Genomic DNA, 15159 nt, shown 5'->3' on the forward strand with positions numbered 1-15159 from the left:
CCCACCGAAATGGCATGGACCGTTCACCCTTCGGCCAGGTTCGACGCGTCGCAACGCAAGGATCCGGCCATTGACTCTCCACGCGCGGCGACCGGTCGGTGCCGTGCGGGGAGAGTCGTTTCCGTATTGGGGGGACCCACGTGGTGTCCGCGCAAGAGGGCTTCGGCGGGCCGGAGCCCGCGAGACCCGTGCCCAGACGGCCGTACGCGGCCAGCGGGCTCAGTGACCGGATCTTCCGGTTCCAGTTGACGGCCACGGGTGTCGTGGTCCTCGGGATCATGGCGGCCGTCGGGCTGTTCCTGCTCCTGAGGGCGGGGCAGGCGCTGCGCACCAGGGGCGTCTGGGCGTTTCTGACGACCGCCGAGTGGCAGCCGGACGTCCACAACTTCGGGATCGCGGCCGTGCTCACCGGCACGCTGCTGATCGCCGTCGTGGCGGTGACGATCTCCGTGCCGCTCGCCGTGGGCACCGCGCTGTTCATCTCCGACGTGGCACCGCGCCCGCTGCGCCGCACCCTCGTGACCATGGTCGACCTGATGGCGGCCGTGCCGTCGGTGGTGTACGGCCTGTGGGGGCTCTTCTTCCTCCAGCAGCACGTCATCGGGCTGTCCCGGTGGCTCTCCGACTGGTTCGGGTGGATCCCGTTCCTCAAGGTGGACGGCACCCAGCCGGGCGAGCCGCTGGCCTCCGACAGCGTCTACACGGCGTCCACGTTCGTCGCCGGGATCGTCGTCGCGCTGATGGTCGCGCCGATCCAGTGCTCGGTGATGCGCGAGGTGTTCGCACAGGCCCCGGCCGGTGAGCGGGAGGGCGCGTACGCGCTCGGCGCCACCCGCTGGGGGATGATCCGCGCGGTCGTCCTGCCGTACGGCAAGGGCGGCATCATCGGCGGCACGATGCTCGGGCTCGGCCGGGCGCTCGGCGAGACCATCGCCGTGTACCTGATCATCTCGCCGGTCTTCACCATCCAGCCGCACATCCTGCAGACCGGCTCGAACTCCGTCTCCTCCCTGATCGCCCTGCACTACGGCGATGCCTCGACCTTCGGAATGTCGGCGCTGATGGCGGCGGGCCTGGCGCTGTTCCTGCTCACCCTGGCGGTCAACTTCACCGCCTCCTCCATCGTGGCCCGCTCCCGGTCCGGCGCGCAGAGCGAGGCATGAGATGACCGTCGTAGAAGAGACCGCGCCCCTTCCCGCACCGGTCGAGGCCGTCCCCGCACCGGCTTCCGCGTCCGCCGGACTCCCCGATGTCCCCGACGTGCCGCGCCGTATCGGCGGGCCCACCCGGTCGGGCGTGCTGTCGCTGTGCGGTGCCGCGGCCTCCGGGCTGTGCGTCGCCGTGCTGCTGTTCGGCGAACTCGCGCCGTTCTCCGGCGTGCTGGGCTTCACCGTCACCGCGTACCTCGCCTTCCTCGTCGTCTACGCGGTGCTGACCGGCCTGGAGGAGAACGGGCAGGCCGTGCTCGACCGGGTGATGAGCGTCGTGCTGTGGACGGCGGCGGCGCTGCTGTTCGCCGCGCTCGCCCTGGTCGTCGGCTTCACCGCCTGGCGCGGCCGCGAGGCGCTGCCGCACGGCAACTTCTTCACCCAGGACATGCAGGCGGCGGGCCCGCTCGACCCGCTCGGCAACGGCGGTATCGCCCACGCGATGCTCGGCAGCCTCATCATGATCACCATCGCGCTGCTGATCACCGTGCCGCTGGGGCTGGCCTGCGCGGTCTACCTCAACCAGATCCCCGGCCGCTTCTCGCGGTTCGTACGGACCATCGTCGAGGCGATGACCGCGCTGCCCTCGGTCGTGGCCGGTCTGATGGTGTACGCCACCTGGATCCTGGGCCTCGGCATGCAGAAGTCGGGACTCGCGGCGGGCTTCGCGATCAGCGTGATGATGCTGCCGATCGTGATCCGGGCGGCGGACGTGGTGCTGCGGCTGGTGCCGGGCACGCTGACCGAGGCCGCGGAGGCGCTGGGCGCCCCGCGCTGGCGGACGGTGTGGCACGTCGTCCTGCCCACGGCCCGTTCTGGCCTCGCGACCGCCGTCATCCTCGGCACCGCGCGCGGCATCGGCGAGACCTCACCCGTGCTGCTGACCGCGGGCTTCACGGCCGCGCTCAACCCCAACCCGGCGAGCGGGCCGATGATCTCGCTGCCGCTCGCCGTCTTCAACTTCGTCAAGTCGCCCGAGCCGACGATGATCGCGCGCGGCTTCGGCGCGGCGGCCGTGCTGATGGCCCTGGTGCTGGTGCTCTTCGCGATCGCCCGGATCATCGGCGGCCGCGGCCCCGGCCACCAGAGCAAGCGCCAGGCCCGGCGCTCGGCCCGCGCCTCCCGCCGCGACGCGGCCCGCTTCGCGGAACTGCACGCACCGGGACTGTCCCTGTTCGAGGGCGCGGCACCCACCGAGCCCGCAAGCACACCCCCCGCGGCCACCGGGCCGCTCAGCAAGTCCACGCCTCCTGCCCCCGACCCCGCCGCCGGAGACCCCGGCGAGACCACCGGAGACAACGTCTGATGCTCGGTCACCTCACCACACGGCTCCGGCGCCTGCGGGCGCTGGGGACGCTGGGCGCGACGCTCGGCGTGCTCTGCGGGCTGCTGGCGGGCCCCATGGCCGCGCCGGCCGCCGCCGAGAGCTACACACCCATCGCCGGCGCGGGTTCCACCTGGGCGGAGAACGCCGTCGACGAGTGGCGCCGGGCCGTGAACCAGTACGGCATGCGGATCTCGTACGCCGGTACCGGATCCTCCGACGGACGCCGGCAGTTCCTCAGCGGGACCGTCGACTTCGCCGTGTCGGACATCCCGTTCCAGACCCACCCGACCGACGGTTCCGCCGCGGAACGGCCCGGCGCGGGGTCGTACGCCTACATGCCGATCGTGGCCGGCGGCACCGTCTTCATGTACCACCTGACGGTCAACGGCAAGCGGGTCACCAACCTGCGCCTGTCGGGCGACGTGGTCACCAAGATCTTCACCGGGGTCATCAAGACCTGGGACGACCCGGTCATCAAGGCCGACAACCCGGGGCTCCAGCTCCCGCACCGCACCATCGTCCCGGTCGTCCGCTCCGACGGCTCGGGTTCGACGGCGCAGTTCACGATGTGGATGGCCAACCAGCACAAGTCGCTGTGGCAGGCGTACTGCGGCCGCGTCGGCCGCTCGGGCGCCTGTGGGCAGACCTCGTACTACCCGACCGTCTCCGGGATGATCGCCCAGTCCGGCGACCTCGGTGTGGCCGGTTACGTCGCCCAGAACTACGGCGAGGGCGCGATCGGCTACGTCAACTACTCGTACGCGCTCAACGCGCACTACCCGGTCGCCAAGGTCCTCAACCACTCGGGCTACTACACCGAGCCGACCCCGCAGAACGTCGCGGTCTCGCTGCTCAAGGCGAAGATCAACACCGACAGGAGCTCGCCGGACTACCTCACCCAGCAACTGCAGGACGTCTACAACGACAGCGACAAGCGCAACTACCCGCTGTCCAGCTACTCGTACATGATCCTGCCGATGAAGGTGCAGGGCACCTTCACCAAGGCCAAGGGCAAGACGCTCGGCGCGTTCTCCTACTACTTCATGTGCCAGGGCCAGCAGCAGGCACCCCAGCTCGGCTACTCGCCGCTGCCGATCAACCTCGTCAAGGCGGGCTTCGACCAGATCCGCCGGATCCCGGGCGTGCAGGCACAGAACATCAACATCAAGGGCTGCAACAACCCGACGTTCTCCCCCGACGGGCACAACAAGCTCGCCGACACCGCGCCCTACCCGAAGCCCTGTGACAAGAAGGGCGCCGCGCCCTGCACCACCGGCAGCGGCGGCGCCAAGGGCGGCAGCGGGTCCGGCGGTTCGGGCGGTGCCTCGGGCGGCTCGGCCGGCGGTGCGGCCGGCGGCTCCGCGACCGGTGGCGGCACCGGCGGCAGCGGTACGGGGGGCTCCGGCACCGGTGGCGGCGGGCAGCCGTCCATCGACCCGGACACCGGGCAGACCATCGCCCCGGGCGGCAGCTCGGGCAGCGGCTCCGGCGGCAGCGGTACGGCCGCCGACGGCACGGTCGCCCTCGCCCAGCCCGTCGCGGTGTCCGCGGAGCACGGCTGGACCAGCACCCAGACGCTGATGCTGCTGGCCGCCTTCCTGGTCCTCGGCCTGCTCCTGCTCCCCTCGGTCGTCTCACGTCTCGTGGCCGGCGCCCGGGACAACGACGGCGCCGGGAAGGAGAGTTCGCGATGAGCCGCATCCGCAACGCCCTGGTCCGCCTGCTCGCGGGCGCCACCGTCGGCGCCCTCGCCGGACTCGCCGTCGCCCAGGCGGCCCCGACCGCCACCGCAGCGCCCGCCACCGATTCCGCCGTCACCGTCTCCGGGCGCGGCGAGTTCAAGGACATGAGGTTCACGGTCGACCAGACCAGCCACCTCACCAGCCAGGCGATCACCGTCTCCTGGAAGGGCGGCACCCCCACCGCCCTCGCGGGCAGCCAGTTCAACACCGACTTCGTGCAGATCATGCAGTGCTGGGGCGACGACGACGGCACCGTCCCGGCCAACCCCGGCCCGCCGCGCACCCAGTGCCAGTTCGGCGCCTCCCCGACCACCGACCGGGGCAACTGGCCCGGCAACGGGCTGGACGACACCCGCCAGATCTTCTACAGCGCCGATCCCACCAACTACGGCCAGGACAACCGCTACGGGGCGGCCAACCCCAACGCCCCCGGCGAGGTGCCCTTCAAGTCGGTGGACGGCACGACGATCACCACCGGCACCCAGAACAACGCGTTCTTCAACCGCAACACCACCAACGAGGTCGACTTCGCCCGCACCGGCGCCGACGGCACCGGCAAGGAGTTCTTCGAGGTACAGACCGCGAACGAGGCCCCGCACCTGGGCTGCGGCGCACCGGTCGACGAGAACGGCGTCAGCAGGCCGCGCTCCTGCTGGCTGGTGATCGTCCCGCAGGGCCGCCTCGACCTGGACGGCAAGCCGTACCAGGACCACAGCCAGGTCAACGCGGGCTCCCCGGTGTCCTCCACCAACTGGCAGAACCGCATCGCGATCCCGCTGCGCTTCAACTCGGTCGGCAGCAACTGCGCCCTCGGCTCCAAGGAGCGCGCCACCGTCGGCAGCGAGCTCGCCGCCGACGCCATGACCAGCTGGCAGGCGGCCCTGTGCCCGAGCGGCAAGGTCTTCGGCTACACGGAGATGGGCGAGCCCGACACCCGCTCCCGGCTGACCAACGACGGTTCCCTGGGCCTGGGCTTCACCACCCGCGCCCTGGGCGCCGACTACGGCAGCAGCCCGCCGACCGGGACGACCACCTACGCACCCGTGGCGCTCAGCGGCACCGTCATCGGCTTCACCGTCGAGCGCAGACCCAGGGCCGGGGCCCCGGCGAGCGTCGAGCGGCTCGCCGGCACCAAGGTCGAGTCGCTGAAACTGAACGCCCGCCTGGTCGCCAAGCTGCTCACCGAGTCGTACCGCAACTCCCTGTGGGGCTCGGTGCTCAGCGGTAAGGCGGCCAAGGGCTACGACTGGGTGAAGAACAACCCGGCCGGCCTGGCGACCGACCCCGAATTCATCTCCCTCAACCCGGAGTTCGCGGATCTCTCGGTCGCCGAGACACCCAACACCGACACCGACCTGATGACCTCCCTCGGCCACAGCGACAGCGCCCGCGCGCTGTGGCAGTGGATCCTCGCCGACAAGGACGCCCGGCGGTTCCTCGTCGGGGTCTCCGACGACTGGGGCATGCGGGTCAACCCGTACTACAGCACCAACGCGGACGTGAACCCCGCCGGCCTGGCCTTCGATCCGGCGCACACGGACGAGTACCCGAAGAACGACCCCTGGTGCACGGTCACGCCCAGCTCCGGCGCGCCCAAGGACCAGCCGCAGTGCATGACGGACTTCCACCCGTACGTCGACGACATGCACGCCGGAGCCCTGCACACCCGCCGTGCCGACACCCTGTGGAAGTCGACCTGGGACCCGCTGGCCACCCCGCCCGCCTACAAGGGCTCGGGCCCGCAGATGGTCGGCTCCCGCTTCGTCATCACCGTGACCGACGCGGCCTCCGCCGCCCGCTACGGCCTGCAGACCGCGAGCCTGCGCAACAACGCCGGCCGCTATGTCGCCCCCACCGCCGACTCGCTGAGCACGGCCGCCAAGGGCGCCGCCGGCAAGGACCTCACCGAGATCCCCCCGGGCGGCGACAAGGCGAAGGGCGCCTATCCGCTGGCCCACCTGGTGTACGCGGCCGTCCGGCCCGGCGCGCTGAAGGCGGACGCCCGCAGGGACTACGCGGCGCTGTTGAAGTACGCGGCCGGTGCCGGTCAGGTCAGCGGCGCCGACCCGGGCCGCCTGCCGGCCGGTTACGCCCCGCTCTCCGCGGGCCTGCGCAAGCAGGCGGTGCGCGCCGCCGACGCGCTGCTGCACTACACCGGACCTACCTCCTCCGGCTCGGACGGCGGCACCGGCAGCGGGGGCACCGGCACCGGCACCGACGGCGGCACGGGCGGCACCGGAACCGGCGGCACCGGCGACACTTCGGGCGGCGTCTCCGGCGGCCCGTCGGGCGACGGCGGCGCGGGAGCGGGCGGCGGCAGCGGCAAGCCCAGCGCCCAGGCCTCGTTCGACGGCGGAAAGGCCGTGCAGACCACGGCCGCCGGGAACACCCCGGCCGACCCGGCCAACCCGCTGCGGTACGCCGTCCCGGTGGGGGCCGCGCTCGGCGCCGTCGCCGGTGTGGGCGCGCCCTTCGCGGGCGGCCGCAGGCTGCGGCTTCCCCTGCGGGTGCCGCTGCCCGGCGGGCGGACGGTGACCGTCCTGCCGGAGTTCACCCTCCCGGAGCGGCTTCGCAAGCGGCTCCCCTGAGACCGGGGCGCCCACCCGGGCGCCCCCACAGACGGCCGCCCGCCCCGAAAGGCAGTCGGGGCGGACGGCCTGCACCACCCTGCCAGATTCCTCCCGTTCCCTCTCTCCTCCAAGCTCTCGTCAGGAGAACTTCGATGCGCACAACGCGCTACTCTGCGGCGCTCGTCGCCGCGGCCGTGGTGGCCGGCGGCCTGGCTCTCGCCTCCCCCGCGTCCGCCGACCCGACCCCCGCGGGCACCTTCCGCCAGCTGGTCGGCGTGGGCTCGGACACCACCCAGGACGTGCTCAACGCCCTCGCGGGCGACACCGTCAACGGCACCGGCTACTCCGCCACCGCCGTGAAGTCCGCGAGCGGCGCGGGCATCGCCTCGTACGACGCGATCGAGCCCGGCACCGGCTCCACCACCTCCACCATCACCACCCGCTCCGGCGGCCCGTCCTTCCTGCGCCCGAACGGCTCCGGCAAGGGCCGCTTCGCCCTGAGCGCGTCGCTGACCGGCGACAAGTTCCCGGACTCCAACGGTGTCTCCACCAAGGGCCAGGTCGACTTCGCCCGCTCCTCCGGCGGCCCGTCCGCCTCCGGCACCGCGCTCACCTACATCCCGATGGCGCGGGACGCCGTCGGCGTCGCGGTGCGCGGCGCGGGCATCGACAACCTGACCGTGGCCCAGCTGCACGACATCTACACGGGCGTCCTCACCCAGGTGAACGGCCACACCGTGCACCCGAAGATCCCGCAGAGCGGCTCCGGCACCCGCAACTTCTTCCTCAACGCGATCGGCGTGGCCGCCGGTGACGTCCCCGCGGACATTCCGGTCGTCCAGGAGAACCAGGGCAACGCCGCGCTCACCGAGGACGGCGCGCTCGTACCGTTCTCGGTCGGCAGCTGGATCGCCCAGAACAACGGCGTGGCCCCGGACTACAGCAAGGACTCGGTCACGGCCGGCGGGCACCTGGCGTCGGTCCAGCTGCCCGGCGACACGGGTGCCACCAGCCCGGTGACCACGGTCAACGGCAAGATCGCCCCGGTCAGCGCCTACTACGAGAACGCCACCTTCGGCCGTGACGTCTACAACGTCGTCCCGAGCCGGGCGATCGACCCGACCAGCATCTTCTTCGACAAGGACCTCTACGACGTCTTCGTCACCAGCGGCAGCCACACCGCCAAGCTGGCCTCGGACGACGCCGAGAAGGTCATCGCCTCCTTCGGCTTCGTGAACGAGTCGTACAACGGCTCGATCAGCGTGGCCAAGCACGCCAAGCTGGGCGGCCTGGAGGGGACGGGCGCCGACACCTCCACGCCCGCCGCGCCCGCCCTCAAGGCCGCCCCCGGCGACGCGAGCCTGAAGCTGTCCTGGACCGCCCCGGCCGCCACCGCCCTGCCGCTCACCGACTACCGGGTCACCCTGACCGGTTCGGACGGCGCCGTCGTGGCCGTCAAGGACCTCCCGGCCGGCACCACCTCGTACACCTTCACCGGCCTGACCAACGGCAGCTACACCGCCACGGTCGCCGGCGCCAACGTCGCCGGCACGGGCACGGCCGCCACCTGGAGCGGCTCCGTCAAGTACGTGAGCAAGACCACGGCGACCGCCGCGACGACGGCGTACGGCAAGACGCCCAAGGTCGTCGTCACCGTCACCGGCTCGCACGGTGCCGCCCCGACCGGCAAGGTCACGGTGAAGGAGGGCTCCACCGTCCTCGGCACCGGCACCCTGGACGCCTCCGGCAAGGTCACCATCGGCCTGTCGAACCACCTCAAGGTCGCCACGCACACGCTGTCCGTCTCCTACGCGGGCAACGCCAAGCTCAACGCCTCGTCGACGACCGCCTCCCTGAAGATCACCAAGGCGGCCCCGTCGATCAGCACCACGGCGCCCGCCTCGGTCAGCCACACGGCCCGGGCCAAGGTCACCGTGAAGGTCACCGCGACCGGCACCACGCCGACCGGCACCGTGCGCATCTACGAGGGCACCAAGGTCATCGCCACCGGCACGCTGAGCGGCGGCAAGGTGACCATCACCCTGCCGAAGCTGAGCCGTGGCAAGCACACGCTGCACGCGTACTACGCGGGCTCCTCGACGGTGGCCTCGAAGAGCGGCGCCAACTTCGTCATCAAGTCCACCTGATCCACCCGCGGCTGCCGGGGAGAGCGCCCCTGTCTCCCCGGCAGCCCCTCGAACTCCAGCGAAGGAGGCGGGCCGCCGTGGCCGTCGCCGCACAGTCCACGCTCGCACCGGCCGTGCCGCGCATGCGCGTCCGGGGCGTCACCGCCGTCCGCCATCTCGCCCGCGGCGGCCTGCTCAGCCTCGCCGCCCTGCTGCTCGGCATCACCGCCCAGCTGCTCCTGATCAGCGGCGCCCAGGAACACTCCGCCCAGCATGCCGCCTTCGACGACCTGCGCAAGCAGCTCGCGCTGGGCACGGCCCCGGTGTCCCAGGCCGACCAGCAGGGCAGGCTGCTGGCCCCCGGCACCCCGGTCGCGCTGATCGAGATCCCCGCGCTGGACCTGAGCCAGGTCGTCCTCGAAGGCACCGACTCGTCCGTGATGACCGACGGCCCCGGCCACCGCCGGGACACCCCGCTGCCCGGACAGGCGGGCACCAGCGTGCTGATGGGCCGGGCCGCGGCCTACGGCGCCCCGTTCGCGCACCTCGCCGACCTGGCCGAGGGCGACACCTTCACCGTGACCACCGGTCAGGGCAGAGCCAAGTACCAGGTCGCCGACGTACGGCGGGCCGGCGACCCGGCTCCCGGCGCGCTGGCCTCGGGCAAGAGCCGCCTCGTCCTCGTCACCGCCACCGGCCCCCGCTTCATGCCGTCCGGTGTCCTGCGCGTCGACGCCGATCTGGTCTCCGCGCCCTTCCAGACCCCGGCGGCCGTCATCCGCTCCGGCACGCTGCCGGAGTCCGAGGAGCCGCTGGCCCGCCCCTCCGGCGTGCCGTGGCCGCTGGTGATGTGGCTGCAGGCGCTGCTGCTGGCCGCGGTCGCCGCTGTCTGGGCCTGGCACCGCTGGGGTCGCCACCAGACGTGGATCGTCTTCGCCCCGGTCGTCGCGGTGCTCGGCCTCCAGGTCGCCACGCGCACCACCGAACTCCTGCCGAATCTGCTGTGAACCGAGGTATCCGACCGTGAGCGACACCGTGACCGAGACCGTGACCGACCCCGTGACCGACGCCGTGACCGACACCGCCGTACTCCCCGTCCACGCGGACCCGGCCGCCGACCCCGCCACCCTGGAGGCCCGCGACGTCTCGGCCTGGTTCGGCACCCACCAGGTGCTCAGCCGGGTCTCGCTGACGATGCCCGCGGGCCGGGTGACCGCCCTGATCGGCCCCTCCGGCTGCGGCAAGTCGACGTTCCTGCGCACCCTGAACCGGATGCACGAGATGATCCCGGGCGCGGCCTTCGGCGGCGAGGTGCTCTTCGAGGGCGAGGACATCTACGCCCCCGAGCGCCGGCTGACGGACGCCCGCCGCCGGATCGGGATGGTCTTCCAGAAGCCCAACCCGTTCCCGGCGATGTCGATCTACGACAACGTGGTGGCGGGCCTGCGGCTGACCGGCACGCGCGTGAACCGCCGTACGAAGGACGAGCTGGTCGAGGAGTCGCTGAGCCGCGCGGGCCTGTGGAAGGAGGTGCGGGACCGGCTGCGCCAGCCGGGCGGCGCGCTCTCCGGCGGCCAGCAGCAGCGGCTGTGCATCGCCCGCGCGCTCGCCGTACGCCCCCGGGTCCTGCTGATGGACGAGCCCTGCTCCGCGCTCGACCCCACCTCCACCCGCCGGGTCGAGGAGACGATCCAGGAGCTCGCCGGCCAGGTGACCGTCGTGATCGTCACCCACAACATGCAGCAGGCCGCCCGCGTCTCCCAGCAGTGCGCGTTCTTCCTCGCCGAACAGGGCACCCCGGGCGGCATCGTCGAGCACGGCGAAACTGAACAGATGTTCGGATCCCCGGTGGACCAGCGAACGGCGGACTATGTGGCGGGCCGCTTCGGCTGACGCGGCTCGGGGCGGGCGGAGCGGGCGGGCGAGGCGTATCGGCGCCCGGGGCGGCACCGTGGTCACCGCGTCCGGCTTCGCCCGCGCCCGGCCTCGGTCGCGGGGTGGGGCTCGGCGGCGAAGCTGCCGTGGGTGTGCTTCAGCGGGCCGGTGATGAGGGCTTCGCTGTGGGCTGTCGCCTCTGCGCGGCGCGCGTCGTCACCCGTGAGGGCGACGCCCGGAACGCGGAGGCCGCCGTGGTAGCCAGCCCCGCCCGCCCGCCTCGCCTCGGTCGCGGGGTGGGGCTCGGCGGCGAAGCTGCCGTGGGTGTGCTTCAGCGGGCCGGTGACGAGGGCTTCGCTGTGGGCTGTCGCCTCCGTGCGGCGCGCGTCGTCACCCGTGAGGGCGATGACCGGAATGCCGTGGGTCGCCGCGGTGGCCTGAGCGGGTGCGGTCTCGTTGGCCGGGTCGGGAGTGGTGGTCGACGCGGACCGCGGTGGCGGCGCGGGTCGGGTCCTTCGGTGGCGTCATCCGGTCGGGGTTGCCCGTGACCAGGTGGGTGACCGGGTGCGGGGGCTCGGGCAGGAGGTTGCGCAGGGGCCGTCCGGTGTCGTACCGAGCACCTTGGTGGCGGCCGCCGCCCCCGGCGCCCCGGACGGCGGGCTTCACGTCCTCGGCCATCAGTGAACCGTCGCGTTCTCATGGTCTGAGGCCAAGCTGACCCTACGTACTGTAGGTTCCCATCTGCCGACGGCCGTTCGTCTGTCCACCGGGGGGAACCATGCAGGGCACCGAGACACCGCAGGCCCGACGGTCCCGGTGGTTCCTCTCGCAGGCGGGGGTCAGTCTCGCGCCCACGCTCGCCGTGCTCGTCGTGAGCCTTGTGATTGCCGCCACAGGGGTGTATGAACTGTCCGGCTTCGGGCTGCACAGCCTCGACCGGCGCCCGCATCTCTTCAGTGACGGGCTCGCCACGGGCGGTGTGATCGTCGCCGTCGTGGCGGCCGGCGCGGCCGTGGGCAACCTGGCCTGGCATCTGGCCGCGGCGCGGCGGGGATCGGACCGAACCGGGTGAGTGCCGCTCGGCCCATATGCCGACTTCCCTACAAGCTGTAGGGTCAGCCTAGTCCCGTCCCCGTCCCCAAGGTGACCAGTCACCATGCCCGCACCCGCACAGCGGCCGCCCCTGATTTCCCCACAGGTGCCCGCTCAGCGCAACTCCCGACAGCGCACCAACGAGGCCGACCCGCCCCCGCTCAGGGGCTGGGCCGCCACGGCCACGGTCTGGTACCTGCGGCTGATGGTCGTGTTCAACATCGTGGCCGTCATGTCGCTGCCGTTCCGCGAGGAGGTCCAGGAGCACAACACCGGCCGGATCCTGGACATCCACCGTCAGCACACACACCACGCCGGCCAGTTCTTCACCCCGTACCTGGCCACCGCCGGCCTCGTCTCGGCCGCGCTCGCGCTGTTCCTCGCGCTGGTGATGCGACGCCGCAAGCGGGCCGCCTGGGTGTCCAACCTGCTGCTCGCCGGCCCCCTCTTCGGCCTCTACGTCCTCGCCCTCACCCAGCCCGAATACCGCGAGCACGTCTTCAACTGGGTCTCCGCCGGCCTCACCGGACTCTTCGTGGCCGCCCTGATCGTCGCCCGCCGAGAGTTCAACGCCGTCGGCGATCCCTCCAACCCGAAGCTGGCCCTGGCCGTCGGCGCGGGCGGCATCCTCGTCACCGGCGCTCTCGGCACACTGCTCGTGAACGCCACCAACAAGCTCCCCGGCGCGACCGTCACCGACGAGATCGCCTACACCTTCCTGCGGGGCATCAGCGTCGGCCCGCTCGCCGACCGCATCGACGCCGTGCACGCGCCCCGCTGGACCGACATCGCCATCAACTTCCTGCTCGCGGCGGCCTTCTGCCTCGTCCTGTACGCCTGCTTCCGCTCGCCCCGCGGGCGCAGGCTGCTCAGCGCGGAGGACGAGGAGCGGCTGCGCCGGCTGCTCGACCGGCACGGCGCCCGCGACTCCCTCGGCTACTTCGCGCTGCGCCGCGACAAGGCCGTCATCTGGTCGCCCACCGGCAAGGCCGCCATCGCCTACCGCGTCGTCGGCGCCGTCAGCCTCGCCTCCGGCGACCCGATCGGCGACCCGGAGGCCTGGCCCGGCGCCATCGACGCCTGGCTCGCCGAGGCGCGCCGGCACGCCTGGACGCCCGCCGTGATGGGCGCGAGCGAGGAGGCCGGCACCATCTACGCACGCCATGGCCTGGACGCCCTGGAACTCGGCGACGAGGCGATCGTGGACCTGGCCGACTTCACCCTCGAAGGGCGCGCCATGCGTGTCGTACGGCAGGCGCACAACCGCGTTCGCCGGGCCGGGTACACGGTCCGCATCCGGCGCCACGAGGACATCCCCGACGACGAGATGGCCCTGCTCGTCGAGCGCGCCGACCACTGGCGCGACGGTGCCACCGAGCGCGGCTTCTCCATGGCCCTGGGCCGCCTCGGCGACCCGTCCGACGGCCGCTGCGTGATGCTGGAGTGCCGGGACGCCGACGGCGCGCCGCGCGCCCTGCTCAGCTTCGTCCCCTGGGGCGAGCGCGGCCTCTCCCTCGACCTGATGCGCCGTGACCGCGAGGGCGAGAACGGCCTGATGGAGTACATGGTCGTGGAACTCCTGCTGCGGGCGAAGGAGTTGGACGTCGAGCGGGTCTCGCTGAACTTCGCGATGTTCCGCTCGGTCTTCGAACGCGGCTCCCGCCTCGGCGCCGGCCCGGTCCTGCGCCTGTGGCGCTCGATCCTCACCTTCTTCTCACGCTGGTGGCAGATCGAGTCCCTGTACCGCGCCAACGCCAAGTACCGCCCGCTGTGGGAGCCGCGCTATCTGCTCTTCGCCAAGAGCAGCGACATCCCGCGCATCGGGCTGGCGAGCGCGCGGGCGGAGGGCTTCCTCACGCCACCCGCGCTCCCGTCCTTCACCCGGCGCAAGCAGACCCCCTGCGAGGAGGTCACCTCGTCCCCACCGTCCGCAGCACAGTGAGCACCAACGTCCGCGCGACGCCCACCACTTCGCTCACCGACACCCGCTCCTCGGCGCTGTGCGCCACCCGCACGTCCCCCGGCCCGAACTGCAGCGTGGGTATCCCGGCCCCGGCGTAGAGCCGCAGGTCGCTCCCGTACGGCGCCCCGCGCTCGCGGGGCCGGGAGGCCCAGCCGTTGGCGTCGGTGCAGGCGTCGCGCACCGCGTCCCGCAGCGGATGCCCCTGCGGCAGGCGCCCGCCGGCGAACCGGCCGCCCGGCCAGGTCACGGTCGCCGGGTGGTCCCGCAGCCAGGGGTCGGCGGCGCAGGCCTCGGCCACACAGCGCTCCAGCTCGGTGCGGGCGTGCGCCGGATCCTCGTCCAGGCGGACACCGAGCCGCCCCTCGGCGATCAGCAGATCGGGCACGCTGCTCGCCCAGTCGCCCGAGCGCACGGTCCCGACCGAGAGCGCGTACGGGATCGGGTACTCGGCCATCAGCGGATCCGGGTCGGTGTTGCGGGCGGCCTTCAGCCGGGCCAGCGCCGAGTGCAGTGGCACATAGGCGTCGATCGCGCTCACGCCCGCGTCCCGGGAGCTGGCGTGGGCCGCCTTGCCGGGGACGGCGACACGGAAGGTGAGGGCACCCGCGTTCGCGGTGATCAGCGTGCCGGCGGTGGGCTCCGTGATGACACAGGCGTCGCCCCGGTGCCCGCGCCGCAGCGTCCCGAAGGCACCGATCCCGCCGTCCTCCTCGCCGACGACGAAGTGCACGGCGACCCGGCCGCGCAGCCGTACCCCGGCCGCCCGTACGGCGGCCAGCGCGGCGAGGTGCGCCACCAGCCCGGCCTTCATGTCACAGGCCCCGCGCCCGTGCACGACGTCCCCGGTCACCCTGGGCACGAACGGATCGCCCTCCCACGCGGCGGGGTCTCCGGGCGGTACGACGTCCACGTGCCCCTGCAGCACCAGCGTCGGCCCGTCGTCCCCGCCCGCCGTGTGTCCCACCAGCCCCCAGGCCTCCGTGCGCGGCACCTCCATGCCGGGAAAGTCCGGGTCCGCGAGCAGCTCGGGCAGATCCATGGACCACAGATCCACATCGAGCCCGAGCCGCTCCAGCCGCCCGGCGAGGTGATGCTGGATCTCCGACTCGGCGGCGCTCCCGGTCACACTGGGGATCGCCAGCAGCTCGAGCAGGGTGCGGCCGACGGCCTCCTCGTCGACCGAGCCGAGGGCGGCGGCCTCCTGGTCAGTCAGCACACGGACTCCTTTCCGTTCCTTCCCCGTCCTTGCTTCAGGC

Annotated in this window: 12 protein-coding genes; 9 read left to right on the forward strand and 3 right to left on the reverse strand. The window is 72.6% G+C overall.

The annotated features are described in order from the left end of the window. Positions 1–188 precede the first annotated feature (188 nt). The 7 genes from pstC to pstB all read left to right on the forward strand — a co-directional run bounded on the left by pstC (position 189) and on the right by pstB (position 10866). Positions 189–1163 (forward strand): phosphate ABC transporter permease subunit PstC, encoded by a 975-nt coding sequence (gene pstC / locus ACZ4EG_RS35780; protein ID WP_453559347.1) that lies wholly within the window; start codon positions 189–191, stop codon positions 1161–1163. A 1-nt stretch (position 1164) separates the two neighbouring features. Beyond that, entirely contained in the window at positions 1165–2514 is a 1350-nt protein-coding gene (pstA, locus tag ACZ4EG_RS35785; RefSeq protein WP_467793551.1) for a phosphate ABC transporter permease PstA, read from the forward strand. Further along, on the forward strand, positions 2514–4229 hold the full coding sequence (pstS, locus tag ACZ4EG_RS35790) for a phosphate ABC transporter substrate-binding protein PstS (protein ID WP_453559353.1): 1716 nt from the start codon (positions 2514–2516) through the stop codon (positions 4227–4229). Before pstA ends, pstS begins: the two co-directional genes overlap by 1 nt. Beyond that, a complete protein-coding gene (locus ACZ4EG_RS35795; protein WP_467793552.1) occupies positions 4226–6865 on the forward strand; it encodes a hypothetical protein in 2640 nt (879 codons plus the stop codon). The genes pstS and ACZ4EG_RS35795 overlap by 4 nt, the downstream gene beginning before the upstream one ends. A gap of 134 nt (positions 6866–6999) precedes the next feature. Next, complete coding sequence (locus ACZ4EG_RS35800; RefSeq protein ID WP_467793553.1) at positions 7000–8994, forward strand: Ig-like domain repeat protein; 1995 nt, start codon at positions 7000–7002, stop codon at positions 8992–8994. 77 nt (positions 8995–9071) lie between these two features. Further along, positions 9072–9980: a sortase gene (locus ACZ4EG_RS35805; protein WP_467793554.1), complete on the forward strand. Its 909-nt coding sequence runs from the start codon at positions 9072–9074 to the stop codon at positions 9978–9980. A gap of 121 nt (positions 9981–10101) precedes the next feature. Next, positions 10102–10866, forward strand: coding sequence for a phosphate ABC transporter ATP-binding protein PstB (gene pstB / locus ACZ4EG_RS35810; RefSeq protein ID WP_467793638.1), 765 nt, complete (start codon positions 10102–10104; stop codon positions 10864–10866). Positions 10867–10928: 62 nt separating this feature from the next. On the opposite strand, the gene ACZ4EG_RS35815 is transcribed toward pstB, so the two are convergent. Both ACZ4EG_RS35815 and ACZ4EG_RS35820 read right to left on the reverse strand, forming a co-directional pair. Continuing rightward, the gene (locus ACZ4EG_RS35815; RefSeq protein WP_467793639.1) at positions 10929–11264 is read right to left on the reverse strand and encodes a hypothetical protein; all 336 of its coding nucleotides are present in this window, start codon (positions 11262–11264) and stop codon (positions 10929–10931) included. Then, positions 11239–11526: a hypothetical protein gene (locus tag ACZ4EG_RS35820; RefSeq protein WP_467793555.1), complete on the reverse strand. Its 288-nt coding sequence runs from the start codon at positions 11524–11526 to the stop codon at positions 11239–11241. The genes ACZ4EG_RS35815 and ACZ4EG_RS35820 overlap by 26 nt, the downstream gene beginning before the upstream one ends. A 100-nt stretch (positions 11527–11626) precedes the next feature. Here ACZ4EG_RS35820 and ACZ4EG_RS35825 point away from each other — a divergent pair, with 100 nt between their 5' ends. Continuing rightward, positions 11627–11920, forward strand: coding sequence for a hypothetical protein (locus tag ACZ4EG_RS35825; RefSeq protein ID WP_467793556.1), 294 nt, complete (start codon positions 11627–11629; stop codon positions 11918–11920). Positions 11921–12004: 84 nt separating this feature from the next. Next, the gene (locus ACZ4EG_RS35830) at positions 12005–13882 is read left to right on the forward strand and encodes a phosphatidylglycerol lysyltransferase domain-containing protein (RefSeq protein WP_467793557.1); all 1878 of its coding nucleotides are present in this window, start codon (positions 12005–12007) and stop codon (positions 13880–13882) included. Here the strand turns inward: ACZ4EG_RS35830 and ACZ4EG_RS35835 are convergent. Then, positions 13851–15119 (reverse strand): ArgE/DapE family deacylase, encoded by a 1269-nt coding sequence (locus ACZ4EG_RS35835; protein ID WP_467793558.1) that lies wholly within the window; start codon positions 15117–15119, stop codon positions 13851–13853. The genes ACZ4EG_RS35830 and ACZ4EG_RS35835 overlap by 32 nt on opposite strands. Between the last annotated feature and the right edge of the window lie 40 nt (positions 15120–15159).

Source organism: Streptomyces sp. NPDC025638 (assembly GCF_055558775.1).